Below are 25908 nucleotides of genomic sequence, written 5' to 3'. Positions count from 1 at the left end.
AGATTATTAAAAATACCAACTTAATCTTGTTTTAAAAAAGAGCAAACGAAACCAAGAAAACCAAAATAACTCCTACAAAAGCAATGAAAAAATAGCTCATATTTATCAAGAGAAACTTAAAAAAAGTTTTAATATAACCTTGTTGATAAAACTTTTTCATGGCTATAATCAAGTAGAGTAAAAAGAGAACTATAAAAATCCATATTTCTGGTTTAAGTTTGCAGATTCTTAAAATAAAAAAGATTGAAAACAGCATAAAAAATACTGTTTGGACGTGAAAAACAAAGATTAAATGATCTACATAGCCAAACTTTCTTCTTATGTAAAAGAAGCGAAGAAATAACGTAAAAAAAGGTAATAATAAGAATAAAGCTACAGAGCCAGAAGATAATACTTGACTAAAAAATTGACTTCTACTGTCCTCATCTTTTGTAATAGAATTTAGGTTTTTAGCTTTAGTAAACAGGAATCGATTAGTAAAGTTTTTTTCATATCCTAGAGAATCTAATGCAGGGTCTATTTTAGAATCAGGATATTTTTTCACGTAATCTGCAAATTTTTCAAGTCTGCTATCTCCACCAAAATTAATATTGGTTCCTCCATTTCTAGATGTTTTGGTAGTGTCTTTGGCACTTTTTTCAACTTCTTCTAAAATTTTTTCTTTTGCAGATTTTGGAATAGGAATAAAAGACTTATTTAAATCTTCATTTAACTTTTTCTTAATAGAATCTATTTCTTTTTGCGTAGGTATTTCTTTTTTCTTTTTCTTTATGGAATCTTTTTTTGCAATTTCGACAATTTCAGCTTTACTTTCTTTTGCTAAAGCTTCATATTTATCAATAGATTTTGATAACCCAATAATTAAAAAGAAGATAATAGAAACTGTTAAATAAAAACGAAAAGGATTTGAATATCGTTGTCTTTTACCATCAATATAATCTCTAGAAACTTTACCTGGTTTTATTAAAAGTGGAATTATAGTATTCCAAAATTTGGCATCAAAATCAAAAAGTCCGTTAAAAACATCATATATAAAACTTTTAAAAGTAATTCTACTTCCTTTATTGGCTTGCCCACATTCAGGGCAGAATTTTTCATGCCCATAAAAAGGATGCCCACAGTTTAAACATTCTGGGTCTTTGGTTTTGGCTACTTTATTTTTGCGTTTTGTTAGTTTGATAAGGTGGTTGTTGTGAGTTGAAAAGTAGGTATAATTACTTTAAAATCTTCTAAAGTATCAATATTTGTCATTCCATAAAAACCTTTCATAGCACCAATGTTAGATTCTAAAAAACAACCAGAACTGTAAGAATAATGGTCATTTGGTTTTAAAATAGGGCATTGCCCAACTACGCCTTCCCCTTCTACAATTTCAGTTTTGTTTAGAGAATCGAATATTTTCCAGAAACGATTTGTAAGTTGAACAGTATTTGGTGAGTGATTTTCTATAGCAATAAAATAAGCAAAAACATAATACAGCCTATTATTTCTGTAGCTTGTTCCGTTAAATTTAGTTTTAACAGAAATTTTTATCCCTTTTGTTATTTGTTGTACCATTTTAGGTAAATGTAGTTTTTTTAAGTAAAACTTGCAAAGAAAAAAAAGAAACTATCTATCAGCATTAAAAGAGCCAGAACCAACAGTTACAACTCTATCATAAAAGCCACCCATAGGTCTGTAATAAACAAGAACTTTGTATTCGTTTTCAGTTTCAAAAAAAGAACCTCTAACTTCATTATTGTTCACTTCTTCGTATCTGTTAACAGTAACAAAAGTATAATTATAAAATCCTTGTTTTAGCAGAACTGTACCTTTGTAAGCGTTGCTCTTATCATCAAAATACATTTTATTTTCTTCTTGAATCTCAAAGTTATTAAAAGCTCCATAAATATAAACATCTCTATCTATAAATGGGTCTTCAACATTTAAAGTAAAATGCATCATTGCATAATCTGCTTCAGTTGCAGGGTCATTTCCTTCTAAAGTTCGTATAATAAATTGCCCATTAATATCAGGGTTATAAGTGTATTTTTCATAGGGATTATAACTGTAAGGAAAGATGTAATGATGAAAAACTTCCACACCTTTTTGTTCAATTCTAACAATATTCATACTTTGATTCCTGATAAATTTACTATCAAAATTTAAGTACTCATTACCACCCCAAAAATTGTTTTTTGGTGTGTAGGAATATTGTAATTGAGAAGGTTTAAAAAAAGTAGGTTGTAAGTCAGTTAATGTTTCATTCCAATTATCATTTTTAATTACAACCACATTTATTTCTTGTGAGGGATTATTAACACGTAAATTCGGATAGTTTACAGAAAATTCAACGCTTTGTTGTTTGTTTAGAGTTTTTGTATTTCTACTTCTAGAAACCACAACACCAGCTATAGCAGCTTTTTCATAGAGTACAAACCTTCTAGTAAATAGCACTTCATCATCGTCGTTTAAAACAGACAATAAGTAGTTTCCACTTTTCGTAATTACAGTATTTACATTTGGTATTTTAACAGAATAATGAGAGTAACTTTGAAACGTGTTAAAAGAATTCGTAACATTTAATATAGAGTTTTGATCAAAACCATCTACAAATTGGCTAGACAGTAATCTGCTCTTTTGCCAATCATGAGTCATATGTTGAATTTTGTATTGATAATCTCTTTGGTCAGCTTCTAAATCATCAAAAGACAATTCTAACACAGTACCTAAAGGCACAATTGCAGAAAAATTATTTTCTTGTAAAGGTCTTAATTGAATTGATTTTATGTTTTGACCAAAGGTTGTTAAACAAGTAAAACATAAAAAAACAGATAGAATTATTTTCTTCATAAATACAAAAATATCAATCATTTATAAGATATAGACAAAATTTAAGCCAAAATAAATATTGCTCCATAATTTTCGGTAAAAAATCTATTTAGAATTGATATAAATAATAATTTTTAACAAACATAAAACAGTTTTTATTTAAAGAATAAATGTTAAAAGCCGTAAATTTGCATGATTTTTTTAGATAACTAACAATTCCAATTTACTATGTCAAAAGACATTCGTATTACAAAAGGCTTAGATATTAAGCTTGTTGGCGAAGCAAAAAAAAGCACTACAAAAACTTCTTTAAGTAGTACTTATGCAATAAAGCCAGATGACTTTCACGGAATTACACCTAAATTATTAGTTAAGGAAGGCGCAGAAGTAAAAGCTGGTCAAGCACTTTTTTATTCGAAAAGTGATGAGCGTATTTTAGTTCCAAGCCCTGTTTCTGGTAAGGTTGTAGAGATTAAACGTGGAGCTAGAAGAAAAGTTTTAGCCGTTAAAATTGCAGCCAATGCAAAAAATGAGCATACAGATTTTGGTGTAAAAAAGCCATCAGATATGTCAGCACAAGAAATAAAAGAACATTTATTTCTTTCAGGTTGTTGGCCATTTATTAAACAGCGTCCTTTCGATGTTGTTGCTAATCCTAACCAAACACCAAAAGCTATTTTTATTTCTGGTTATGCTACAGCACCTTTAGCTGCTGATTTATCATACACATTAAATGGTAAGGAGCTAGAAATTAACACAGCTATAGAGGCAATTGCTAAATTAACAGAAGGTAAAGTTCATCTTTCGGTTGGTAAAGAAGAAGCAATTTTCAACGGAATAAAAAATGTTGAAAAACATAATGTTTCAGGACCACATCCAGCAGGTAATGTTAGCACACAAATTGCTAGAATAGATCCAATAAACAAAGGTGAAGTAGTTTGGATAGTAAAGCCAGCAGATTTAGTAGTAATGGGTGAGTTGTTTTTAACAGGTAGATTAAATTTAACAAGAACAATAGCACTTACAGGTTCTCAATTTGAAAACCCACAATATGTAACTGCTATATCTGGAGCTTCAATTGCAGATGTTGTTAAAAATAATTTAAATAACGATAATACAAGAATTATTAGCGGTGATGTTTTAACAGGAAACCAGGTAAACGAAGACGGTTTTTTAGGATATTATGACAATCAAGTTACTGCAATTCCTGAAGGTGATGACTACGAATTCTTTGGATGGAATAAACCAGTATTTGATAAAATTTCTCCATCAAGAGCATTAACGTTTTCTTGGTTAAATCCAAAGAAAAAATACGATTTAAATACTAATACGAATGGAGAACACAGAGCTTTTGTAGTAACTGGTTCTTACGAAAACGTATTTCCACTAGATATTTATCCAATGCAATTACTAAAAGCATTTATGTATAAAGATTTAGATGAAATGGAAGCTTTAGGAGGTTATGAAGTGGCTCCAGAAGATTTTGCATTAACCGAATTTATTTGTGTGTCTAAACAACCACATCAAAAAATAATTCGTGAAGGTTTAGATTTAATGAGAGAAGAATTAGGATAAGATTATGGGCTTAAAACAAAATTTACATAATTTAAAAGAAAAGTATAAAGGCACAAAGATGGCTCCTGCATTTAACGCAATCCATACTTTTTTATACTTACCAAATGAGGTTACCCATGGAGGAACCCACATTAAAGCAGCAGATGATTTAAAACGTACTATGAATACAGTAATCATGTCATTGATTCCTGTACTAATATTTGGTATGTTTAATGCTGGCTATCAACATTTTTCAGCTATTGAAAGAGCTCAAGGAATTACAACTGAATTTTCTTTATTTGGTTCTTTTTTAACTTGGGATAACCTATGGATTGGTATCATAAAAGTATTACCATTAGTAGTTGTTTCTTATGCTGTAGGACTTTTGGTAGAATTTATTTTTGCGGTTATTAAAGGTCATGAAGTAGAAGAAGGCTACCTAGTTACTGGTATGCTTGTTCCATTGATTGTACCAATCGATACTCCACTTTGGATGTTGTCTGTAGCCGTAGTTTTTGGAGTTGTAATTGGTAAAGAAGTATTTGGTGGTACAGGTATGAATATTTTAAATCCTGCATTAACTATCAGAGCATTTTTATTTTTTGCCTATCCAACTTGGATGTCTGGAGATAAAGTTTGGGTATATGATGCTGTTGAAAGAACAGGAACTGCTGATGCCATTTCTGGAGAAACAATTTTAGGGACGTACGCTCAAAATAGTGAATCTATTTATTCTACTTGGGATAAATTTATGGGTTTCATACCAGGTTCTATTGGAGAAACATCAACCTTATTAATTTTATTAGGAGCCGCATTTTTAATTTTTACAAAAATAGGAAGTTGGAGAATTATTGTATCAACATTTATTGGTGCAGCAGCAATGGGGTTAATTTTTAATGGAATCGTAAATGCAGATATTATTACAGAATCTAGTAAGTTTTATGGATTAATGAGTGCACCTTTTTGGGAACATTTAATCATTGGAGGTCTAGCTTTTGGAGCTGTTTATATGGCAACTGACCCAGTTACAGCCTCACAAACCAATAAGGGAAAATGGATTTATGGTTTTTTAATTGGTTTTATATCCATAATGATTCGTGTATTTAATCCTGCCTATCCAGAAGGCGTATTTTTAGCAATTCTGCTAATGAACGTATTTGCACCTACAATAGACCACTATGTAGTTCAAGGAAATGTAAAGAAAAGATTAAAACGTGCTAAAGTTAAAACTGCCTAATTATGAGTAAGAGAACAGATAGTAATGGTTATACAATGATTTTCGCTGTAGTTATGGTGTTAATTGTTGGTTCTTTGTTAGCGTTTTTGGCATCATCTTTAAAGCCAAGCATCAAAGAAAATGAAAGAATAGAAAAGCAACAGAATATTCTGTATGCTATGGGTGTTAATGAAAATGATGAATCTAGTGCAACTTTTGTATCTACAGACGTTGCAGGAGAAGAATTTAAGAAATATATTAAAAAGCAATTAGTTATTGAAGGAGATAAAATTTCTGAAAGCGAAGATGCATATTTAATAGATGTTAAAAAACAAAAAGCTAATGCAAAAGCAGGTAAAACTAGAAAGCTACCTTTATTTGTAGGAGAAAAAGATGGTAAAACATTTTATGTAGCACCTATTTATGGTAAAGGTTTATGGGATGCTATTTGGGGTTATGTGGCTATGGATGAAAATATGGTGGTTCAAGGAGCTTATTTTGATCATAAAGGAGAAACTCCAGGTTTAGGAGCTAACATAAAACAACGCTATTTTATGGACGATTTTTATGGAGAACATTTACTAACTGAAGCAGGTGTTTTTAGAGGAATTACTGTTGCAAAAGGTAATAATGATCCAAAAAATGAAGATAAAACAGACTATGAAGTTGATGCAATTGCTGGGTCAACAATAACAGGAGATGGAGTTACTAATATGATTAAATCAGATTTAGCTTTATATGTACCTTACTTTAAAACCTTAAAAAAATAATTATGGGAATCTTATCAAAAAAAGACGCAGGATTAATTAAAGACCCATTGTTTGATAACAATCCAATTACAATACAAGTGTTAGGTATTTGTTCTGCATTGGCAATTACAGCAGAGTTAAAGGCTTCTATTGTAATGTCGATTTCAGTAATATTTGTTTTGGGTTTAGGAAACGTAGTAATTTCTTTAATGAGAAATATTATTCCATCAAAAATTAGAATTATTGTACAGTTAATTGTAGTTGCAACATTAGTAATTATTGTTGATTTAGTACTAAAAGCATTTGCTTATGAATTAAGTAAAACTTTATCTGTTTTTGTAGGATTAATTATCACAAACTGTATTATTATGGGACGATTTGAAGCTTTTGCTTTAGGTAATGGACCATGGAAATCATTTTTAGACGGAATAGGTAATGCTCTAGGTTATGGATTAATTTTAGTTATTGTAGGTTTCTTTAGAGAATTATTAGGATCAGGTACTTTATTAGGTTTTAAAGTTTTAGGAGATCCAATAGAAAAAACAGGATTATATTCAATAGGCTATGAGAATAACGGATTCATGCTATTATCTCCAATGGCATTAATTGTTGTAGGAATCATTATTTGGGTTCAGAGATCTAAAAACAAAACATTAATCGAAGAAGCATAGAAATTATGGAACACGTTGAATTATTTTTTAAGTCGATTTTTATAGATAATATGGTATTTGCTACATTTTTAGGAATGTGTTCTTATTTAGCAATATCAAAAAAAGTATCAACTTCAGTTGGTATGGGAGCAGCTGTAATTTTTGTTTTAACAGTTACTGTTCCCTTAAACTGGTTGTTAGATCAATATATTTTACAAGAAGGGGCTTTATCTTGGTTAGGTGAAGAATATGCAACTTACGATTTAAGTTTTTTATCATTTATCATGTTTATTGCTACTATTGCAACCATGGTACAATTAGTTGAAATAATTGTAGAGAAATTTTCTCCATCATTATACAACTCTTTGGGTATTTTCTTACCATTAATTGCTGTAAACTGTGCAATTTTAGGAGGAAGTTTATTTATGCAGTCTCGTGAAATTCCAACATTTGGTTTGGCAGTTACTTATGGAGTAGGTTCAGGAATAGGTTGGTTTTTAGCAATTTTAGCAATCGCTGCAATTCGTGAAAAAATTAGATACTCTGCTGTTCCACCAGCATTGAGAGGTTTAGGAATTACATTTATTATTACAGGTTTAATGGCAATTGGTTTTATGAGTTTTGGTGGAATGCTTACAGGTGGTGATGAAAAGAAAGAAGAACCAAAAACAGAAGAAGCTAAAATCGAAATAAAAAAAGAAGAGGGTAAAGAAAAGGATGCTAAAGTTGTAGCACAAAACACAAACATAAATAAATAGGCAGATGATATTAGCAGCAGGCACAACAGGAACAGTTATTGCAACAGTAGCAGCTTTTTTATTAATTACGCTGATATTGGTAACATTATTATTGTTCGTAAAACAAAAATTATCTCCTTCTGGTCCAGTTAAGATTACCATTAACGGAGAAAAAGAAATTGAAGTAGGTTCTGGTAGTACACTACTAACTACTTTAGGAAATGAAAAAATATTTTTACCATCTGCTTGTGGTGGAGGTGGATCTTGTATTCAATGTGAATGCCACGTTTTAGAAGGTGGAGGAGAAGCTTTACCAACAGAAGTACCTCACTTTACTAGAAAAGAATTAAAAGCAGGTGCACGTTTAGCATGTCAAGTTAAAGTTAAGCAAGACATGAATATTACAATACCTGAAGAAGTTTTTGGTATTAAAAAATGGGATGCAGTTGTTGTAAGAAATTATAATGTAGCTTCATTTATTAAGGAATTTGTTGTAGAAATTCCAGAAGATATGGGGTATAAAGCTGGTGGATATATTCAAATTGAAATTCCTCCATGTACAGTAAATTATAAAGATATTGATATTACTGCGCATCCAGAAGAACACGAAACACCAGATAAGTTTCAAGCAGAATGGGATAAATTTGGTCTTTGGCCATTGGTAATGAAGAATACTGATACTGTTGAAAGAGCCTATTCTATGGCTTCTTATCCAGCAGAAGGTAGAGAAATTATGTTAAATGTACGTATTGCTACTCCACCTTGGGATCGCTCTAAAAACGGTTGGATGGATGTTAACCCAGGTGTTGCATCATCTTACATCTTTAATTTAAAGAAAGGAGATAAGTGTGTAATTTCAGGACCTTATGGAGAGTTTTTCATTAATGAATCTGAAGCAGAAATGCTATATGTTGGTGGTGGTGCAGGTATGGCTCCAATGCGTTCACATTTATATCATTTATTTAAAACATTAAAAACTGGTAGAAAAGTTACCTATTGGTATGGAGGTCGTTCTAAAAGAGAATTATTTTATTTAGATCATTTCTATAAACTGGAAAAAGATTTTCCGAATTTTAAATTTTATTTAGCATTATCTGAACCAATGGAAGAAGATAACTGGAAGGTAAAAGATGGAATAGATGGAGAAGGTGATGGATTTGTTGGATTTATTCATAACTGTGTAATAGACAATTATTTAAATCATCATGAATCACCAGAAGATATAGAATTGTATTTCTGTGGACCACCATTAATGAACAAAGCTGTTCAAAAAATGGGTGAGGATTTTGGGATTCCAGATGAACATATACGTTTTGATGACTTTGGAGGATAATATAGAATATTACTCTAAATTCATTTCAGAATTTGACTAAAATATAAATAAAAACCGAGCAAATCTGCTCGGTTTTTATTTGTGAATTTTTATTTAAGCCAAAAATGTTTTTAAATGATATACAGGTTCTCCATTTTCTTGCTCAAAAAGTTTAGAATAATCCATTACATTATCAATATGATCTAATTGGCATAGAAAATCTACAACTGCAGAAAGTCCATTAAATAACGTGTCTTTTGAGGTTGGGTTTACTGGTTTTAAATTATAATGACATAAAGGTGTTTTAAAACCGCAAGCTTCTAAGAATACTTTTTCAATTTTCAGTAATTCTTGAGGTGTATATCCGTTAAATTTCCTTCCTAAATTTTGATGCACTCTCCCAACATAATTTAATTCTAAAGAGCCATGTTCATTTGATAAATGTTTCCAACTATCATGATTATCTAAAATATTACCCACAGCACAAGCTGAACAATCTTCTGGGTTTAATCTATTATTATGATATGCATTGTATAATTTTATAAGAGCCTGTTCTAATCTTTGAGTAGTTTTCATCATATATCTTTTAATGTACCTAAAATAGTAAATAATTCTTATTGTATCAAATTGAAAATTTAAAACACAATATTTAGAATTATCTTAAATAAGATTTCCAAACGATTTTTTTTCAATTGATTAAATTGTACTTTTGATATCCTTAATTTTCTGTGTATGAAACGCATCCAAAAAATATTAAAAAAAAATAAGTATATAAAAATAAAATTAAAGAGAATTGCTACGAATCATTTAGAGTTAAAAGCAAGAATAAATGGAGTAAAAGGGAGTTTTATTTTAGATACAGGTGCTTCAAATTCTTGTGTGGGTTTAGATATGATTTCATATTTTAATTTGGATGCCCAAGAAAGTGAAACTAAAGCTGCTGGAGCTGGAGCAACAGATATGGAGACACAACAATCTGAAAACAATATGTTAAAAGTTGGAGATTGGAAAATAAAAAAATGTCATTTAGTATTGTTTGATTTATCGCATGTAAATACTGCTCTAGAACAGCATAATGCAAAAAAAGTGCATGGAATTATTGGAGCTGATATTTTACAAAAGGGGAAAGCTTTTATTGATTATGATAAGAATATTTTATATTTAAAAAAGACAAAGAAATAATTAATTAAAAATAAGAAAGAATGAGTTTGCAAAAACAAGTAATGGACAAAATGAAAGAAGCTATGAAAGCAAAAGATACAGTTGCTTTACAAGCTTTGCGTGCTGTAAAATCGGCATTTTTATTAGCAAAAACAGAAACTGGAGTTCAAGCTGAATTGACAGAAGAACAAGAATTGAAAATTATCCAAAAACAAGTAAAACAAAGAAAAGATAGTGCAGCAATATTTGTTAAACAAGGGAGACAAGATCTAGCTGATCCAGAATTGGCAGAAATTGCAGTTTTAGAACAATTCTTGCCAGAAGCATTATCAGAAGAGAAAATTGAAGAAGTGGTTACAGCTACAATCAGCAAAATAGGTGCTTCTGGAATGAAAGATATGGGTAAAGTTATGGGAATGGTTTCTAAAGAACTTTCTGGCCAAGCTGATGGAAAAACAATTTCTACTTTGGTTAAGAAGCATTTGATGTAAATTTTTTATTTTAAAGATGTTACCTTGAGCGCAGTCGAAAGGTCATTTTAATAAAACTAAAGGCTCCATAGTTCAACTGAATAGAATATCAGATTTCGGCTCTGAGGGTTGCAGGTTTGAATCCTGCTGGAGTCACAAAAACTACATTTTTAACACTTTAAAAATGTAGTTTTTTTCTTTTAAAACAGTTTTTTCTAAAACTGTTTGGAAATAAAAATTATTAAATGAAGCTATATTTTTAATTGCTTCTAAATCACAATCTTCAGAGAGTATCATAAAAATATGATTATCTTTTTTTCTTTCTGATTGTTGTTTAAATAACTGATGAAAGTATTCGAAACCTTCTCCACAAAACCAGGCTTGTTCTTTTTTGTTTTTTGGGTTTTTGGGATAATAAGGAGGATTGATAATGATAAAATCGAAATAATTATTATTTAATTCTGAAAATAAATCAGAATATAAAATAGTAAGTGGTATTTTATTTTTTTTGGATGCTTTTTTTAAGAACTCTAAAGCCTTATCATTAATATCTGTGGCAGTTACAATTGCTCCTTTTGATGCTGCAAACAAAGAAATAATTCCTGTGCCACAACCTAATTCTAAAAGTGATTTTTCTTTAAGATTTAAATCATCAATAAAATCTAATAAAATTTTTGTACTGATGGTAAAATGTGGAGGAAAAACTTCTTTGTGCACAAGAACATTTATCCCTTTGTAAGCATATTTTCTTGGTTTTAAAAGCCACATTTTATTAGCAACTCTTAAAAAAGGATGGGTTATTTTTTTGATAAATTTTCTCATTATTCTGAATAAAAACCTTCAATTTCTGGTTGACGATATTTCCAAATTTTTTGCAATACTTTTATTTCATAAGGATATTTATAAAAACCAGTTTTATAACGCCAGTTAGAAACCAAACCAAGTATTTGTTTCTTAAAGCCCTTAATTCTAAAATCTGAAACTGTTGGATATTTTCCGTTTAAAACAGTTTCAAAATTTTTAATGGTATCAATCATATAAGGCTTTAACCAAGGAGTTAATGGGTTTTTACGCAAATCGAAATTTTCCCAACTTGGTGAAATCCATTCTTCTAAAGTTTCTGGAAACGAAAACCCTGCATCTAAAATTTGTTGATATAATTTAGAGCCTTTTGTAGGTGTTGGACTGTATAAATAAATAATAATTTCTGTATCAGGATTTATTTTTTTAATCTCTTTGATAAAATTAATATCCCAAAGAATTTGTTTGTAAACCTGCTCTTCAGTATCAGCAGGCATTCCTAAAACAAACGACATTTCTGCAATAATTCCTGCTTTTTTCATTCGTGCAGCAAAATCTTTTATCATTTTTCCAGATTGTGTGCCACCTTTATTCATCTGTTTTAGTACTTCATCATTACCTGTTTCAGCACCTAAAAAAATCATTTCACATCCAGCTTTTTTCATCAAACTTAATTCTTCATCAGTATATTTATTTAGGGTATCAATTCGCCCTTCTCCCCAATATTTGATGTTATCATTTAAAATTAAATTGGAGAATTCTAATACTCGCTTTTTTGAAGTAAAGAAATTATTATCGTGAAATTCGATAGCATCAATAGCGTATTTTTCTTTAAAATATTTGACATCTTTATATATGCCTTCTGCAGATTTCCCTTTCCATCGTCCACTAAAAATAGGTACAATTCCACAGAAAGAACAGGTAAATGGGCAACCCATACTAGAATGATAAGACAACGTGGTTTTGCCCATAAATGTTTTTGCCAAGTAATTCTGAAGCGGATAAAAAAAGTCTAAATACGTATAAGGTAAGTTTGGTAATGCATCTTGGTCTAATAATTTTTCTTTTTTAGTTTTGATAATTGTTCCTTCACTATTTCTAAAAATTAAATTATCAATTTTACTTAACTTTTCTTCAAATGCTATTGTATCTAATTTTTCTCCTTCTAAAATGTCTAATAAAGATGGGAAAGTTACATCTCCAGGACCATTTACAATATAGTCTACCAAATTAGAATTCATACAAACATTTGGTTGGTTAGAGGCAAAATAGCCGCCCCAAATTATGGTAATATTAGAAAAAGTTTCTTTTACTTTTTTTGTAAATGGTATGGCTTGTCTCAATTGTGGTCCAGGCATAACAGAAGAACAAAAATACTTGAATTCGCCAGTTTTTAGATAATCAAAAATTTTTTGATACGGGTCTTTTTCCATATTTCCATCAACCAAAACATAATCATATTTATGATGTATTGAGGCTCCAACTTGCAAAATAGAATTTGGAATTCTATGTTTACCATTTGAACTTTTTGGATTGAATATAATGAGTTTGCTTTTAGACATTAGGATAATCTATCTGGTTTTAAAATTTGTTTGAGTTTCCTTTCAATTGGGAATTTATAGTAATTATTATCAATTCTCCAAGAAGCTATTTTTTGTAAAAAAAGAAATAATAATGATTTTTTTCTGTAGGCTATTTTTTGATAGAATTTAAAGTTTTCTACCAAGGTAATTAACTCATCACTTAACCATTCACTTTTTTTACTATCTACATAATCAAAAGTACTCCACTGTTCAAGAGTTGTATAAAATTGATAACCATTTTCGTTAAGTTCATCAGCAATTTTGTTACCTGGATAGGGTTTAAAATAAAATATACCCATTTGAAACTTACTGCTCATTTTTCGAAGCGTTTTTACAATATCTAATGTTTTTAAAACACTTTCTTTAGGCTCGTTTGGAAAACCAACAATAACACTAAAATTTATAGCAATATCATAATCAAAACATTTTTTAGCGACTTCAAAAATTTGTTCTACTTTAATATCTTTTTGCATCCAATCTAGCATTTCTTGAGAGCCAGCTTCAATACCAATCATTACTTTTTCTAAACCAGATTTTTTGCACAATTGCCAAACTTCTTCTGAAAGACGTACGCCTTGATCTGCTCTCATAGTGCCAAACCAAGTTATGGGTAACTTTCTTTTTATGAGTTCGTTAGCAAATTCTTTTACTCTCGATTTATTTGTGAAAAAAGTTTCATCTTGAAAATGTACGTGATTAAAGTTGTATTTTTTCCATAATTCTTCAATCTCATCTGTCATTCTTTTTGGTGAATAGCCAAACCATCCTCTTTTGTACATAAATGGGTCTGCACAAAAGGAACATCGAAATCGACACCCTTGAGAAGAAATATAATCTAATTGCTTCCTTCCACTCAATTTCATATAGGCAGGCACATCTATCAAATTATAATTAAATGCAGGAAATGAGTTAATGTCTAGCATTACTCTTTCTGGGTTTTCAACAAATAAATTATCTTGTTTATATGCAATTCCTTTTACATCTTTTAACGAAGTTTTATTATAAAGAGAGGCTACAACTTCTGCAAAGGTTATTTCTCCTTGTCCTTTTATCACAATATCAACAGATGCTTCTTTTAGCGTATCTTCTGGAAATAAAGAAGGATGCCATCCACCCCAAATAACTGGTAATTTTGGATTTATTTTTTTGACTTCTCTAGACATTTTTAGAGCATCTTTAATTGGATTGCCAGTTAAAACAGATGAAGCAAAGCAAACAGGATTTTGATGTAAAGCTTTTTTTAAAGTTTCTAAAGGATTTTTTTCTAACCGAGCATCAATAATAACAACATTATACTTTTTTGCATCTAAATTAGAACCAACTGCAATTAAAGCTAGTGGCATCGTATAAAATACAGCATAAGGGTTATATAAAATAACTGTAGGTTTCATTGTTTTATTAGTTTTTTTATATGACTAATCGTATTGATTTTATTTTTGCTCATAACGTTTTATTAAATACATATAATAATTATGTTTTACAGCTCCTTCAAATTTTTTAGTCAATGAAATTGTATGTTTTTTATTTCCGTTTTTTTGAAATTCATCTATATTTATTGGCATATTTAATATAAAATATAATGTCTTTTTAGAAGGTTTTTGTTTAAATACTTCTGTAATCAACTCCTTACTACTCATCGTAAATAAAGGTAGGCAATCTTTATTCCAAAGATAAAATCCTTGTTTTTTTAGAAAAATAAATGCAATTATACAAGTAATTGTAATATGTAAAAGTTGTATATAAAATGGATTGTAAGAAAACTTTGTAATTAGATGAATTAGATAATTCCAAAAAATAGGACGTCCATCATATCTAGTATTGTTGTATAAATCTTGGAGTGAGTTACTGTCTCTACCCAATAAAAAATGATGCGATTCATCCATCCAAATTTCGTGAAAATAAATACCTATAAAGCCAACTCCAAAAAATAATGCAGTAATTATAAATACTGTGCTTAAACTTAAATTTTTATATGTATAGATAGAATTTGTCAATTTTTATAGTACTTACAGATTTAATTTAGCGAATAAATTTCCGTGTAATTTTTCTTTTTTTAGATTGATTATTTGTTCTTTAATTTCTGAAATAGAACTCCAGTTTTTATTGATAAATTTTGGAGTTTCATTTAATATAAAATTGAACTTATAATTGCCTAATTTATCAATAGAGTCTAGAGTTAATAAGGTTTCATCTATAAAAGCCTCATTAAACTCAAACTCAATTTTAGGTATTTTGTGTGATAGATTTGATAGGATTTCAAGCTCAAAACCTTCAGTATCAATTTTACAAAAATTTGGCAAGCCAAACTCATCAATGAGTGTGTCTAATTTTTTTACAATAACCTTTTCTCCATTTTTCCATTTAAGATTTTCAGTTGTATAAAAATCAATCATTTTATGAGAAAACGTAGCAACTTCTAGATGATTTGCAAGGTGTAGTAGCTTGTTTTCATTTTTGCTTCCCACTCCAAAAGGATAATATGTAAAATTCGAATTATTGATTTTATCTAAAAATGGAAAGCATTTTGTTTGAGGTTCAAAGGCAATTACTTTGGCTTTTAAGGATAAAAATAACTCGCTTTTTTTGCCAATATTTGCGCCAACATCAAAACACAAATCATTTTTAGAAATAAGGTTTTTATAAAAAAATAAACTTTTATACCTATTTAATTTACGAAATATCATTATTTATTTTTCAACTTTGTTAGTAAATAACCCATAATATATAATTGGTTTTTTAGGAAATAGAATTTTTAAAAAATTCTTTAAAGCATTGTAAGAATAAATAGAGATGTTATTTTCTTTTAATACTTTTTTATCATTAAAATCTAAATACCCTTTAGATTTTTTGTAAAACAAAGAAATATTGTACTTTTTCTTAAATTCTTTTTTTTTGTAATTAAAATAATCTTTAATATTTGAAGTATTTCTGTAAAATGCTAAACCAGTAATTATTATTCTTCCATTTGGGTTTAATATTTTTTTTGCGATGGATAAAGTTTTTGTTTTATTTTCAAAAAAAGCCCAATTTCTATTAAAAACGATGATGTCAAATTTTTTTTCTATCCTAAATAGTTCATCAACATGCATTTGTAATAGTATGGATTTTGTGTCATAATTTTCGTAACATTTTAGACCATCAATCTCGTCTTTAAAAAAATTAATTCCAGTTAAATTATGCCCTTTTTGAGAGAGGTAATTGCACAACCACCCATTCCAACAGCCAACATCTAAAATTTCTAAATGAGTTCTATTTTCAATTAATTTAGCTATAATTTTTGCGTCCTTTTGTCTTTCTTTCCACGTAATTGTATTCATAGAAAATGGTAGATTTTTATATAAACTTTTATCATTAATAAAATCATTATTTACTTTTCTTTGATTTGCAAAAGCATTCAAAAAAATATTTAATTTTTCTTTTTCATTATCAGCAATAATAGAATAAAAACCATCAGAATAATAACTTTTCAGTTCCTCTAATGTGCTGTGCATATCATTATTTGGGTGCAAAATTTTCATCTTAAAAAATTGAATTTATAAAAGCATAAGATGCTACATTGGTTAATAAAAACACTTATAATTGCTCCTAATAATCCTAATTTTTCTATCAATAAAAAGGTTAGAATTAAATTAAAAAAAGCATTTATAAAGTTAATTTTTAAAACTGTATTTTCTTTTTTATTTCTGTAATAAACCATAATGTCAACTATAAAAAAATAGGTGGGGATGCAAGATAAACCACCTATAATATAAAAATTTAATGGTAAATTTAGTTTTGCAATTTTTTCTAAAATATACCATACAAAAAGGGTGCTAATTGTTACTAATGGTAATGACACATAAGCTACTATTTTTTTTATTTTATAAATAGTTTTTTTTGGTAATCTATAAAAGTGTTTGTTAAAAGGTAGAATAATAAAATATGATAGAGATTGAATTAATAAAAAAGCAGTTATTGCAATTTGATATTCAGAAATTTGCTCTTTATGCATTGTGAAATTCACGATATATAAATCAACTTTAGAAGCTACCCAACCACTTAATCCAAGCATAAAAAAACCAAATGTAGCTGTAAACTCATTCTTAGATATAGTAAACGTAAATGGCTTTTTCCAAATTTTTAAATTGATAATTAGCAGTATTAGCTTAACAGAAAAAGCAAAACAATAGATTTTTAGAAAGGTTTTTAAATGGAAGTTTTTTAAGAAAAAAATACTGGAAAGAATAATACCAAATGCAATTATTTCTGCAACAAACTGTACTCCAAACTTTTGATTATAAATGATTAAACTCTCAAGTGCATTGTATGTGTGTATTAATATGGTAAGTAGAATACACCAAAATGCAATTTGAAGTGGAAAAAATAAAAATAGAAATAATGATAAAGGAAGCAGCAAGCTTCTTGATAAAAAGTTTGAATAGAATGCATTGAATATTTTAGAAGGTTGTGTGCTGTATTTTCTTACTAAATATTCTTTATTGCCCCAACTCATAAAAAAAACAATTAAGAAAATTGACAAAAGTGCATTTATCATTATCCCCCAATTTTCTTTCCCAAAAAAATTAATAGCAAAAAGTGCAATTAAAAAATTGAAAATAGGACCAGAAAATCCACGAATAGCATTTATGCTTATGAGCAATAGTTTATGCATCATATAATTTTATGTAAGAAGAAATACAAAATTTTTCTTCAATTAAACTCATACGATTTTTTTCTTTTTTTGGTGCAATTAAAAACCTTTTGCAGGCTTCAATCATTTCATTTTCTGTTTTACAAACTCTCCATTTTAGAGTAGGTTTTGCAAGTCCAACATCAAAAGAAACAATTTGCATTCCAGCATATAAAGCTTCTAAAAAAACAAATCCAAAAGATTCAAAACTACTTGTGTGTAATAGAATTTTAGCTTCAGACATTTTTTCAAGAACCATTAATCTTGGTAACAATCCAATCAATTTAATATTTTTAGTCAAGTTAAATGTTATAATTTGTTTTTCTAACTTTTTTTGATTTACACCTTCTCCAATGATTTCTACTTTAAGATTAGGAAATTTTTTTACTAATTCTGAAATTATATTTACAAAAAGTGAATAATTTTTTATTTCATTCAAAGAACCTACACCTAAAATATCCAAAGTACTTTTTTGAAGTTTTGGAAATTTTTTTGTGTCTAAATCCCAAGGAATTATTTGTGATTTTAAGTTATGATTTTTTAATAATTTATTTTTTTGATTTTCAGAAAGAGTTATAATATCTGTGCATGAATTCTTTAGAGATTTTGCATATCTGTTTCCAAGATTGGCATCTTGCCCCATGACTGTATTGATATGTTTGATGTTATTCTTTTCTGAAAACCGAGAAGCGATAAAGGAACATTCTCCAATCCAAAAGCTATGAATTACAGTGATTGGTTTTTGTTGATGTAATTTTTTAAGCGTTTTTAGTGCTTTTTTCCAAGTCCAAAATTTTTTGTAACGTTTATTGTTTCCATTTAAAGGAATTACTTGGATACCATTCCAATCGTATTTTTTAGTAACAAAAGGAAATTGAAAAGTAATCAATGTCATTCTAGTGTTTGGAAGTTGCTTTTTAAGCTTTTTTAGATATACTTGAAGCGCAGGTATAGTTGTAGAATCTGAATCTGATCTAGCAAAACCTGGTGTTAAAAAAACGATATGTGATTTTTTAAAATACAATGATATCTTTTTAAATAGCTATTTAGGATTTTGAATTTCATAGAGCTTCCAACCTTCTGGCGTTTCTTCTAGTAGGTTTAGCCTATAATTACGTTCTATATTTTCCCAGTTCAACATAGGGTTTTTTCCTGTCCATTGAATATTAAATTTCTCATAATTGAATAAAACTAAATCTTCAGATTTGTAGTTTTCATATTTTTTTATCCATAAATTTTTAAAATCAAAATTTAACGCTCTTCCTTTTAATGCAATATCAATATCAAAACTATAGAGTGTTTTGTTTTGATAAGGCTTCATTAAATTCACTATTTTTTTCTCAAGTTTATTAATAGCATAAAAGTGATGAAATACGTATAATGATAAAAAAAATTGAATTAAAAACAGAAAAACTAGGCTAGTATGAATCACTTTTTTGTGAGACGAAAAATGAGTTATAAGTAACTCAAATGCAGGAAACAGTAAGACTAGAATTAAGGCAAAATTTAAAATTAAAAAACGAGAATTTTGAAAAGGAATTCCTGCTAAAAACAAACTGTATAAAAGATAAGCACTCAATATTGTTTTGTTAGGTTTAAAAAGTGATTTTTTGAAAATAGTTGTAATTATTAAAACAATCCCAATAATTAAAAACCTAGGATGAAAAGCATTAAAAAAAGCATAAATTATATTAGGAAACCTGTTGTAGCTATTACCATCAGTTGTTATAAAGTCGGTTTTAAAAAAGTTAAGTAAAGACCATTCTTTTAGCCAATTATGATTTAAAAAAGCTGAAACATCTTTATTTTTAATATAAAAATGAGGAATACAAAAAATACCTATAATAACTAGAATTGGTATTAAATGTAAAAGCATTTTTTTATTTTGAAATAATTTAAATAAAATTAAAATTGTAAATGGAAGAAGTACTACAAAACTTGCATATCTGGTCATTATTGCACAAACACCAAAAATGGCGACATAATACAAGCTATCTAGATTATTTAGTTTATCAAATTTTAAAGTGTGATATATGGAAATAATTATAAAACAAGCAGATAACATATCTGACATTAAAACCAAGCTAGTTGTAAAAATTGCTGGAGAAAAGATAAAACAGACAACAATAAAATAAATTTGAGTGTTGGTTTTTTGATAAAGTAATTTTATGATTTTATGAATGTAAATGGAACCTATTGTTAGAGCAGCAATATTAATAAGACCAAGAGTCAATATCATATCATTAAATAAGAAATTAGTTATAGCACCAATTAAGGGATAGAATAAAGGCCAAAAATAATCCTTTGCATCTAGACTTCCATTAAATGAATTGTAAAGTTCATTTGCATATCTTAAATATTCATAAGAGTCTTGCCCATAAAGACCATCAAAACCGAAAAATCTTATAAGTGCAAAAAGAAAAACAGCTATTACAGTGTATGTAATGAATGGAAAAAAAAAGATGCTATTTTTTATTTTGTTTAACATTTAATCAATATAATTAACTTCAATTTCTGATGCTTCTCTAATGCTAGAAGAAACCTCTAAACTTTTATAAGGAGCAAACTTTTCTACATCTTTTCTATCATATAAAACCCCTAAAAAAGGAAATTCGTTGTGTTGATGTGTTGGTAGCGAAGACAACATATTTTTTACTTCAGCTTCACTTATATTCCACTCATTGCTCAATCTTAAAGCAGAAGGTTCCATAAAAGTGATGTATGCCAATTCTAACATAGTGTGCTCTTGTTTATTGCTAAATTTTACACCTTTAGTCAATAAATTCTGCTGTTTTTTTAATCTATTGTTAAATTTAATTAAAGTATCATTGAGTTGTAGATGGGTTAAAAATTCAGGAAAATCTTTTTGTTGCGTAAATAATTGGTTGATATTACTTTCATGACACCACATACATTTTGCAGGTTTTCCAGCTTTTGTATGCTTATTATTGGCAGCATTAATTCTATTTTTATCAGCATCAAAGACACCAAATTTTAGCTGCCCATTTTCCATAATTTCTATAGTTTCATACTCAACAATCGTATTATTTTTAGGATCAATTTCTTCTGATAAAAAAAGTTGTTTTGTGTCTTTTTGATTGGAAAATTTTATTATTCTATGTTTAAGAGAGACAGAAGAATTATTTACATACCCTTTTGATTCATTTAAAGTATAATTAGATAAAATTTCATCTAGTTTTTTAGGTACATTAGTGATGGCATAATAATGTTCTGATGAACCAATTAATAACGAAACATACCTTCCTAAATCTATTGAGTTTTTTAGTTTGTATTCTTCTGTAGTTTTAATTTTAGTATGTAAAATCTTAATTTTTTCGAGAGCATTATCATCAAGACCAATTTCATTGATGTTTATCGTAAAAACCGAATTCTTTGAAGGTAAAACAACAGAATTTAGAACTTTAGCACCAATTATTGAATAGCACCAATGCAGGCCTATGCTGGCTTTTTCCATAGAATCACTCTCGTAAGATTTATTCCACATTAACTGTATTTTTGATGAATTATCAGGAGTTTCGTCAACCTTTTTCAGACAAGAAAAAAGTACAGAAATACATACAATCAATAAGATGTAAAATTTTATTTTCATCGTTGTTTCAAAAATTTCATTCCAGTTTGTGCCAAAATCGATTTTGTTTTCATTTTAAAAGCATTAAAGTAATTTCCTTGTTTTTTTTGTTTTGATGCATTTACATCATTAATTACATATTTTAAAGCATAGTTATAGTAACTTTTACAGTAAGTTCTTTTAAAATCGATGTCTCTATCTGTGGATAAATTCCAGTCTGGTTTTACAATTATTTTTTCTTCAATTTCATTATATAAAGAAGTCCCTTTTATAGGATAAGCCACAGTAATTGTAAAATGAGTTGGGTTGGCGTCTTTTAAATAAGTAACCGTTTTTTTGATGTCATTTTCATCTTCTCCTGGATAACCTACCATAATAAAAGTGCCAGTTTCTATGCCTAAATTATTGGTTTTTTGAATGGCAGTTTTTACTACATCGACATCAACACGTCTGTCCATTTTATCAATAATCTTTTGAGAACCACTTTCTGCACCAATCCAAATTCGATAACAACCAGCTTCTTTTAGCAGTTGTAAAATTTCATCATTTAAACGTTCTGCTCTTGTGATACATTCAAAAGGAATAATGGCTTTTTGTTTAATCACTTCTTCGTGAAAACTCTTAATCCATTTGTGACTTACTGTAAAAACATCATCTACAAACCAGATTGTATCAGGATTGTATTTTTCTTTTAATAATTTTAATTCTTGGGCTACTAAATTGGCTGGTCTTCGTCTATAACTTTGCCCATAAACAGCAGTACTGCACCATTTACACGTATATGGGCAACCTCTTTGAGTACTTACTGTCATCGAGCTTTTTCCGTGATTTTCTTTCCAAGTTTTTAGGTATTTATCAACAGGAATTGCACTTCTATTTGGTAAAGGCAATTCAGATAAATCTTTCATTTTTATTCTTGCAGTTGTTTTTACAGCTTCATCGTTTTCTAAATAAGCAATTCCTGAAATTTTATCAAAAGGAGCTTTATTTACAAGAGCATTGTACAATTCTAAAGTAGTTTCTTCTCCTTCACCAATAATTAAAAAATGTGCACCAAGATTCAAGTAATTTTTAAGATTATAAGTTACATCTGGACCACCAATAATTATTTTTGGATTTCCATAAGCAGGATTTTCTCTTAATTCTTTTACCAATTTTATCACATTTAATTTAGTCATTAAATTGGTGTAAATGGCAACAACTTTGGGTTGTTTTTGGTTGATAAAACTTAATTGTTCTTCATAAGAATAAAAAGTAGCATCAAAAACATCATTTTTTATATTATTTTTTTCTAAATATGATGAAATATAGAGTAAACCTAAAGGTGCATAAGGTTTCATTATTTTTTGCTCTTTTTTATCTTCAAACAGATAATATGCGTGCGTTAAAACAATACTCATAAACCTGTATTTTTTTGAAGTTCTATATAATAATGATCTGCATATTTTGCTAAAAAGGAAAAACCGAATATAAAATCCAATTTATTTAAAAAAGAAACAATTACTTTTTTACCAAAAAAAGAAGATTGTAAATAAGAAGGAGGCACAAAAAGACCAATTGATTTTATTTTTTTTACAGAAAAACCGTCAGCAATTGTCTTAATTTCCTTTGGATTAAAATACCAAGTTTTTACATTTATACCATCAACATTTGCTCTAATCGAATTATTTGTATTTCTTCTTTTTGCTTTTTTATAATCACCTTTTAAAGAAAAATAGATTCTTTCCCAAACTGTGTTTTTAGGCATAATTACTAAAGCAATTTTTCCTTTTTGATTCAATATTTTTTTTGCTGATGAAAAAAAACTTGCAATTTCCTCTTTTGATAAACAATTAAATCCTCCAAAATTAGAAAAGATGATATCAAACTTTTTTTTGTTTTTTAATTGATTTACTTCTTTGATGTTCAGTTGTTTAAATTCAATATCAGAATTTTTATTTTTTTGTTTAGAAACCTCAATCATTTTCTTTGAAATATCAGTAGCAGTAACAATATGACCTAAATTATTAAAATAATTAGCATCTTCTCCTGTACCACAATTTAATTCTAATATATGTTGATTTGACTTTGAGTTTAACGTGTTTTGTAAATGTTTATAAACTTGATTTCTCTGTGCTTTACCAATAGTTGAATTGGTAAAAACAGCATCATAATTTATGGCAGCTATGTCAAAATCATTTTGCATTTAACTGTTCTAATTTTTGCAAGGTTATTTTATCAATTATTGCTGTAGGTGCATAATATCCATACAATAAAATAGTTCTTAATTTATTAAAATTTAAAGATTTAGGGCTTTTAAAAAGTTGTTTCACAAATATTTTTGCTTGACTTTTTCGAAACTCTTTATGCACAAAACGTTGTAGTTTTTTGTAAAATTTAGAACTAAAAGTTCCTTGAAACATCATATCTAAATCATCAGAATCTGTCCAATTTGCTTTTAGTTTTAGATCGTCTTTTACTTTATCATAAAACTTTGTGCCTGGTAAAGGATAAGATATAGAAACACCAATATTATCAGGAACTAATTCTTGAATCATAGCAATAGTTTTGTTAATATCTTCTTTATTTTCAGTTAAATACCCAAATTGGATAAAAAATGCAATTCTAACGTTTTTCTCTTTTAATAATTTTGTTGCTGTGTAAATTTGGTCAACAGTTGTGCCTTTATCCATTGCATCTAAAATCTTTTGAGAACCACTTTCTGCACCAATCCAAACTTCTTCTAAACCACTTTCTGCAAGTGCATCAATAGTATCTTCTTTCAATAATAAATCTGCTCTACTTTGTATGTAATAAGAGATGTTAAGTTTTTCTTTTTTTAATTCTTGATTAAATTCTTGAACCCAATTTGGTTTTAAACCAAAAATATCATCACACATCCAAAAACGTTTTACATTAAAATTATCTTGTAAAAACTTTATTTGTTCTACAATATATTTTGGAGAATGAGAATTGTATCTGTTTCCATAAATTGGTTTTGCACACCAATTGCATTTGTATGGGCATCCTCTTGTTGTGGCAAGATTTAGTGTAAATTCTTGTTTTCCAGAGTTCCATATTTTTTTGTATTGATTTATATCAATTAAATCCCAAGCAGGTTGAGGTAATTCATCTAAATTTTTTAGAACAGTTCTTGCTTTATTTTTGATGATTTTATCATCATCTTTAAAAATAATACCATCAACTTCTGTTAAAGGTTTGTTATCTTGAATTGCAGTAATAGTTTCTAATAAAGTAATTTCTCCTTCGCCTTTTATAATAATATCAGCTCCTTTTTCTAAATATTTTTCTGAATGATCTGTAGCATCTGAACTAGAGCAAATTACAGGAATTTGTAGAGATTTAGCAATTTGTATCATTTCAAAAGCAGCTTCACGCATATTGGTTAAGCACATTTTTGTGAGATAATTAAAACCATCATCATAAATCACAAAATAAGAAGGTTTTTTATCCTCTAAAAAAGATTTTAAAGAAGTAATTGAATCTAAAAAATTGGTATCAAAAAGAGATACTTCAAATCCGTTTTTTCTTAAAAAAGAAGCAGCATAAATGGTACCTAAAGGAGGAAAAGGTGTTTTGTTTTTCCATTGTTTTGTGTCAAACTTATAAAAGTATGCATTAGAAAAAACAACTTTTTTATGCAATTTCTCTGGTAATGTTGATGCCATATTTTTTTTCAAAGACACTATATTGTTGATTAATCTTGGTTAAGACTTGATGCTGAAAATTATCTGGATGATGTTTAGAAATTTCTTCTTTGGCTTTATAAGGGTTGTTACTTTTCTTAATGTATCTCTTTTTCCAGTTTTTACTTATTAACCTCATAGTTACATAATTTATAGCTGTACCTAAAGGATTGTTTAATAAAAATTCTAAAGATTTTACTAGAAAAGTTTTTTCTATAAGTTTTACATTCTCTTTTCTATAGTTTAAATCTAAATTAGGAAAATACTCTTTTACCCAATAATTGGCTTTGTAAAAATTAATGAATTCTTCTTTACCATATAAAGGAATTACAGTTGAAATTTCTGTAGCTGTAAATCTGTTTTTTTCTTCAATTTCTAAAGTTGATGTGCTTACAAAATAGTTTACGCAAAATTCTTTGTAAGAATTATTCAAAAATAGACGTTTATATATTGCCAGAAACAATCTTGAAATCCAAACTCGTTTTGCTTTTGTAATAACAAAAAAGTCAAAATCACTTTTATTATCAAAATACCCTTTAGATAATGAACCAGAAATAGCTACTCCTTTTATAAATGGAAATGTTGAAATAAACTTGGCAACTTTTTTTACTTTTGGCATCACTTTTTCTGCTTCAAAATTACCAAGAATTCTTTTTTGAATGCTTTTAGGATTATCACTTATCAAAAAATAATCATCAATTTTTTTTATTATTCCTGTGTCAATTAAATTGTCTAATTTTTTTGAAACTATTTCTTTATCTGTTTCATCAGAAAACAAAAAGATTTCCTCTTTTGTTAGGGGATGATTGAAAAGGGAAAAGTAAATAATTGGTTTTAAGATTGACATAGATTATATTAAATCATAAATATTTCAACCTAAAAGTAATTAATATATCTAGAATGCAATATCTTTTTAACTT

At 28.2% G+C, this 25908-nt stretch carries 27 protein-coding genes and 1 tRNA gene; 10 read left to right on the top strand and 18 right to left on the bottom strand.

The genetic code is table 11. From position 1 onward, the window contains the following. Window positions 1-31: 31 nt before the first annotated feature. Window positions 32-544 (bottom strand): hypothetical protein, encoded by a 513-nt coding sequence (locus tag BTO18_RS18025; RefSeq protein ID WP_226789100.1) that lies wholly within the window; start codon window positions 542-544, stop codon window positions 32-34. A 46-nt stretch (window positions 545-590) separates the two neighbouring features. Between BTO18_RS18025 and BTO18_RS18020 the strand changes: the two genes are divergently transcribed. Then, window positions 591-893, top strand: coding sequence for a hypothetical protein (locus tag BTO18_RS18020; RefSeq protein ID WP_226789101.1), 303 nt, complete (start codon window positions 591-593; stop codon window positions 891-893). Window positions 894-1170: 277 nt separating this feature from the next. Here the strand turns inward: BTO18_RS18020 and apaG are convergent, their stop codons facing one another. Together apaG and BTO18_RS09330 are read right to left on the bottom strand one after the other, a co-directional pair. After that, window positions 1171-1557: a Co2+/Mg2+ efflux facilitator ApaG/CorD gene (apaG, locus tag BTO18_RS09335; protein WP_105015965.1), complete on the bottom strand. Its 387-nt coding sequence runs from the start codon at window positions 1555-1557 to the stop codon at window positions 1171-1173. Between the two features lie 51 nt (window positions 1558-1608). Continuing rightward, window positions 1609-2832 carry a type IX secretion system plug protein gene (locus BTO18_RS09330; protein ID WP_105017536.1) on the bottom strand — a complete coding sequence of 408 codons (1224 nt, stop codon included), beginning with the start codon at window positions 2830-2832 and terminating at the stop codon, window positions 1609-1611. A 207-nt stretch (window positions 2833-3039) separates the two neighbouring features. Between BTO18_RS09330 and BTO18_RS09325 the strand changes: the two genes are divergently transcribed. The 6 genes from BTO18_RS09325 to nqrF are packed head-to-tail and all read left to right on the top strand — an operon-like array spanning window position 3040 to window position 9050. Next, the gene (locus BTO18_RS09325; protein WP_105015964.1) at window positions 3040-4386 is read left to right on the top strand and encodes a Na(+)-translocating NADH-quinone reductase subunit A; all 1347 of its coding nucleotides are present in this window, start codon (window positions 3040-3042) and stop codon (window positions 4384-4386) included. A 4-nt stretch (window positions 4387-4390) separates the two neighbouring features. After that, window positions 4391-5602 carry an NADH:ubiquinone reductase (Na(+)-transporting) subunit B gene (locus BTO18_RS09320; protein WP_105015963.1) on the top strand — a complete coding sequence of 404 codons (1212 nt, stop codon included), beginning with the start codon at window positions 4391-4393 and terminating at the stop codon, window positions 5600-5602. Between the two features lie 2 nt (window positions 5603-5604). Further along, window positions 5605-6351: a Na(+)-translocating NADH-quinone reductase subunit C gene (locus BTO18_RS09315; protein WP_105015962.1), complete on the top strand. Its 747-nt coding sequence runs from the start codon at window positions 5605-5607 to the stop codon at window positions 6349-6351. A gap of 2 nt (window positions 6352-6353) precedes the next feature. After that, window positions 6354-7001 carry an NADH:ubiquinone reductase (Na(+)-transporting) subunit D gene (locus BTO18_RS09310; RefSeq protein ID WP_105015961.1) on the top strand — a complete coding sequence of 216 codons (648 nt, stop codon included), beginning with the start codon at window positions 6354-6356 and terminating at the stop codon, window positions 6999-7001. A 5-nt stretch (window positions 7002-7006) separates the two neighbouring features. Beyond that, window positions 7007-7738, top strand: coding sequence for an NADH:ubiquinone reductase (Na(+)-transporting) subunit E (gene nqrE, locus BTO18_RS09305; protein ID WP_105015960.1), 732 nt, complete (start codon window positions 7007-7009; stop codon window positions 7736-7738). 4 nt (window positions 7739-7742) lie between these two features. After that, the gene (gene nqrF, locus BTO18_RS09300) at window positions 7743-9050 is read left to right on the top strand and encodes an NADH:ubiquinone reductase (Na(+)-transporting) subunit F (RefSeq protein WP_105015959.1); all 1308 of its coding nucleotides are present in this window, start codon (window positions 7743-7745) and stop codon (window positions 9048-9050) included. 93 nt (window positions 9051-9143) lie between these two features. Here the strand turns inward: nqrF and BTO18_RS09295 are convergent, their stop codons facing one another. Beyond that, a complete protein-coding gene (locus BTO18_RS09295) occupies window positions 9144-9605 on the bottom strand; it encodes a Na(+)-translocating NADH-quinone reductase subunit F (protein ID WP_105015958.1) in 462 nt (153 codons plus the stop codon). A 156-nt stretch (window positions 9606-9761) separates the two neighbouring features. Here BTO18_RS09295 and BTO18_RS09290 point away from each other — a divergent pair, with 156 nt between their 5' ends. The 3 genes from BTO18_RS09290 (at window position 9762) to BTO18_RS09280 (ending at window position 10816) form a co-directional block, all read left to right on the top strand. After that, complete coding sequence (locus BTO18_RS09290; RefSeq protein ID WP_105015957.1) at window positions 9762-10211, top strand: retropepsin-like aspartic protease; 450 nt, start codon at window positions 9762-9764, stop codon at window positions 10209-10211. Window positions 10212-10231: 20 nt separating this feature from the next. Further along, window positions 10232-10681 carry a GatB/YqeY domain-containing protein gene (locus BTO18_RS09285; RefSeq protein ID WP_105015956.1) on the top strand — a complete coding sequence of 150 codons (450 nt, stop codon included), beginning with the start codon at window positions 10232-10234 and terminating at the stop codon, window positions 10679-10681. A gap of 61 nt (window positions 10682-10742) precedes the next feature. Beyond that, window positions 10743-10816: transfer RNA gene (locus BTO18_RS09280), tRNA-Arg, on the top strand. 6 nt (window positions 10817-10822) lie between these two features. Here the strand turns inward: BTO18_RS09280 and BTO18_RS09275 are convergent. The 14 genes from BTO18_RS09275 to BTO18_RS09210 are packed head-to-tail and all read right to left on the bottom strand — an operon-like array spanning window position 10823 to window position 25835. Then, window positions 10823-11482, bottom strand: coding sequence for a methyltransferase (locus BTO18_RS09275; protein WP_105015955.1), 660 nt, complete (start codon window positions 11480-11482; stop codon window positions 10823-10825). Further along, on the bottom strand, window positions 11482-13023 hold the full coding sequence (locus BTO18_RS09270) for a B12-binding domain-containing radical SAM protein (RefSeq protein WP_105015954.1): 1542 nt from the start codon (window positions 13021-13023) through the stop codon (window positions 11482-11484). Before BTO18_RS09270 ends, BTO18_RS09275 begins: the two co-directional genes overlap by 1 nt. Next, a complete protein-coding gene (locus BTO18_RS09265; RefSeq protein ID WP_105015953.1) occupies window positions 13023-14435 on the bottom strand; it encodes a B12-binding domain-containing radical SAM protein in 1413 nt (470 codons plus the stop codon). The genes BTO18_RS09270 and BTO18_RS09265 overlap by 1 nt, the downstream gene beginning before the upstream one ends. A gap of 39 nt (window positions 14436-14474) precedes the next feature. Beyond that, window positions 14475-15038, bottom strand: a complete 564-nt coding sequence (locus BTO18_RS09260; protein ID WP_105015952.1) for a hypothetical protein — start codon at window positions 15036-15038, stop codon at window positions 14475-14477. Window positions 15039-15050: 12 nt separating this feature from the next. After that, complete coding sequence (locus BTO18_RS09255; protein WP_105015951.1) at window positions 15051-15728, bottom strand: FkbM family methyltransferase; 678 nt, start codon at window positions 15726-15728, stop codon at window positions 15051-15053. A 3-nt stretch (window positions 15729-15731) separates the two neighbouring features. Next, window positions 15732-16562 (bottom strand): class I SAM-dependent methyltransferase, encoded by an 831-nt coding sequence (locus tag BTO18_RS09250; RefSeq protein ID WP_105015950.1) that lies wholly within the window; start codon window positions 16560-16562, stop codon window positions 15732-15734. Then, entirely contained in the window at window positions 16559-17698 is a 1140-nt protein-coding gene (locus BTO18_RS09245; RefSeq protein WP_105015949.1) for a polysaccharide biosynthesis protein, read from the bottom strand. The genes BTO18_RS09250 and BTO18_RS09245 overlap by 4 nt, the downstream gene beginning before the upstream one ends. After that, the gene (locus BTO18_RS09240) at window positions 17688-18737 is read right to left on the bottom strand and encodes a glycosyltransferase family 4 protein (RefSeq protein ID WP_105015948.1); all 1050 of its coding nucleotides are present in this window, start codon (window positions 18735-18737) and stop codon (window positions 17688-17690) included. The genes BTO18_RS09245 and BTO18_RS09240 overlap by 11 nt, the downstream gene beginning before the upstream one ends. 18 nt (window positions 18738-18755) lie before the next feature. Next, on the bottom strand, window positions 18756-20201 hold the full coding sequence (locus BTO18_RS09235) for an ArnT family glycosyltransferase (RefSeq protein ID WP_105015947.1): 1446 nt from the start codon (window positions 20199-20201) through the stop codon (window positions 18756-18758). Further along, entirely contained in the window at window positions 20202-21323 is a 1122-nt protein-coding gene (locus BTO18_RS09230) for a hypothetical protein (protein WP_105015946.1), read from the bottom strand. Then, window positions 21320-22702: a B12-binding domain-containing radical SAM protein gene (locus BTO18_RS09225; protein WP_105015945.1), complete on the bottom strand. Its 1383-nt coding sequence runs from the start codon at window positions 22700-22702 to the stop codon at window positions 21320-21322. The genes BTO18_RS09230 and BTO18_RS09225 overlap by 4 nt, the downstream gene beginning before the upstream one ends. Continuing rightward, on the bottom strand, window positions 22699-23487 hold the full coding sequence (locus tag BTO18_RS09220; protein ID WP_105015944.1) for a class I SAM-dependent DNA methyltransferase: 789 nt from the start codon (window positions 23485-23487) through the stop codon (window positions 22699-22701). Before BTO18_RS09220 ends, BTO18_RS09225 begins: the two co-directional genes overlap by 4 nt. Beyond that, complete coding sequence (locus BTO18_RS09215; protein WP_105015943.1) at window positions 23477-24970, bottom strand: B12-binding domain-containing radical SAM protein; 1494 nt, start codon at window positions 24968-24970, stop codon at window positions 23477-23479. Before BTO18_RS09215 ends, BTO18_RS09220 begins: the two co-directional genes overlap by 11 nt. After that, entirely contained in the window at window positions 24939-25835 is an 897-nt protein-coding gene (locus tag BTO18_RS09210; RefSeq protein WP_146106903.1) for a nucleotidyltransferase domain-containing protein, read from the bottom strand. Before BTO18_RS09210 ends, BTO18_RS09215 begins: the two co-directional genes overlap by 32 nt. Window positions 25836-25908 lie beyond the last annotated feature (73 nt).

Origin of the sequence: Polaribacter porphyrae, assembly GCF_002954685.1 — a bacterium.
Classification (GTDB): Bacteria; Bacteroidota; Bacteroidia; order Flavobacteriales; family Flavobacteriaceae; genus Polaribacter; species Polaribacter porphyrae.
Note: the sequence above shows the minus strand (reverse complement) of the source record. Positions and strands in the feature narration are given on the sequence as shown.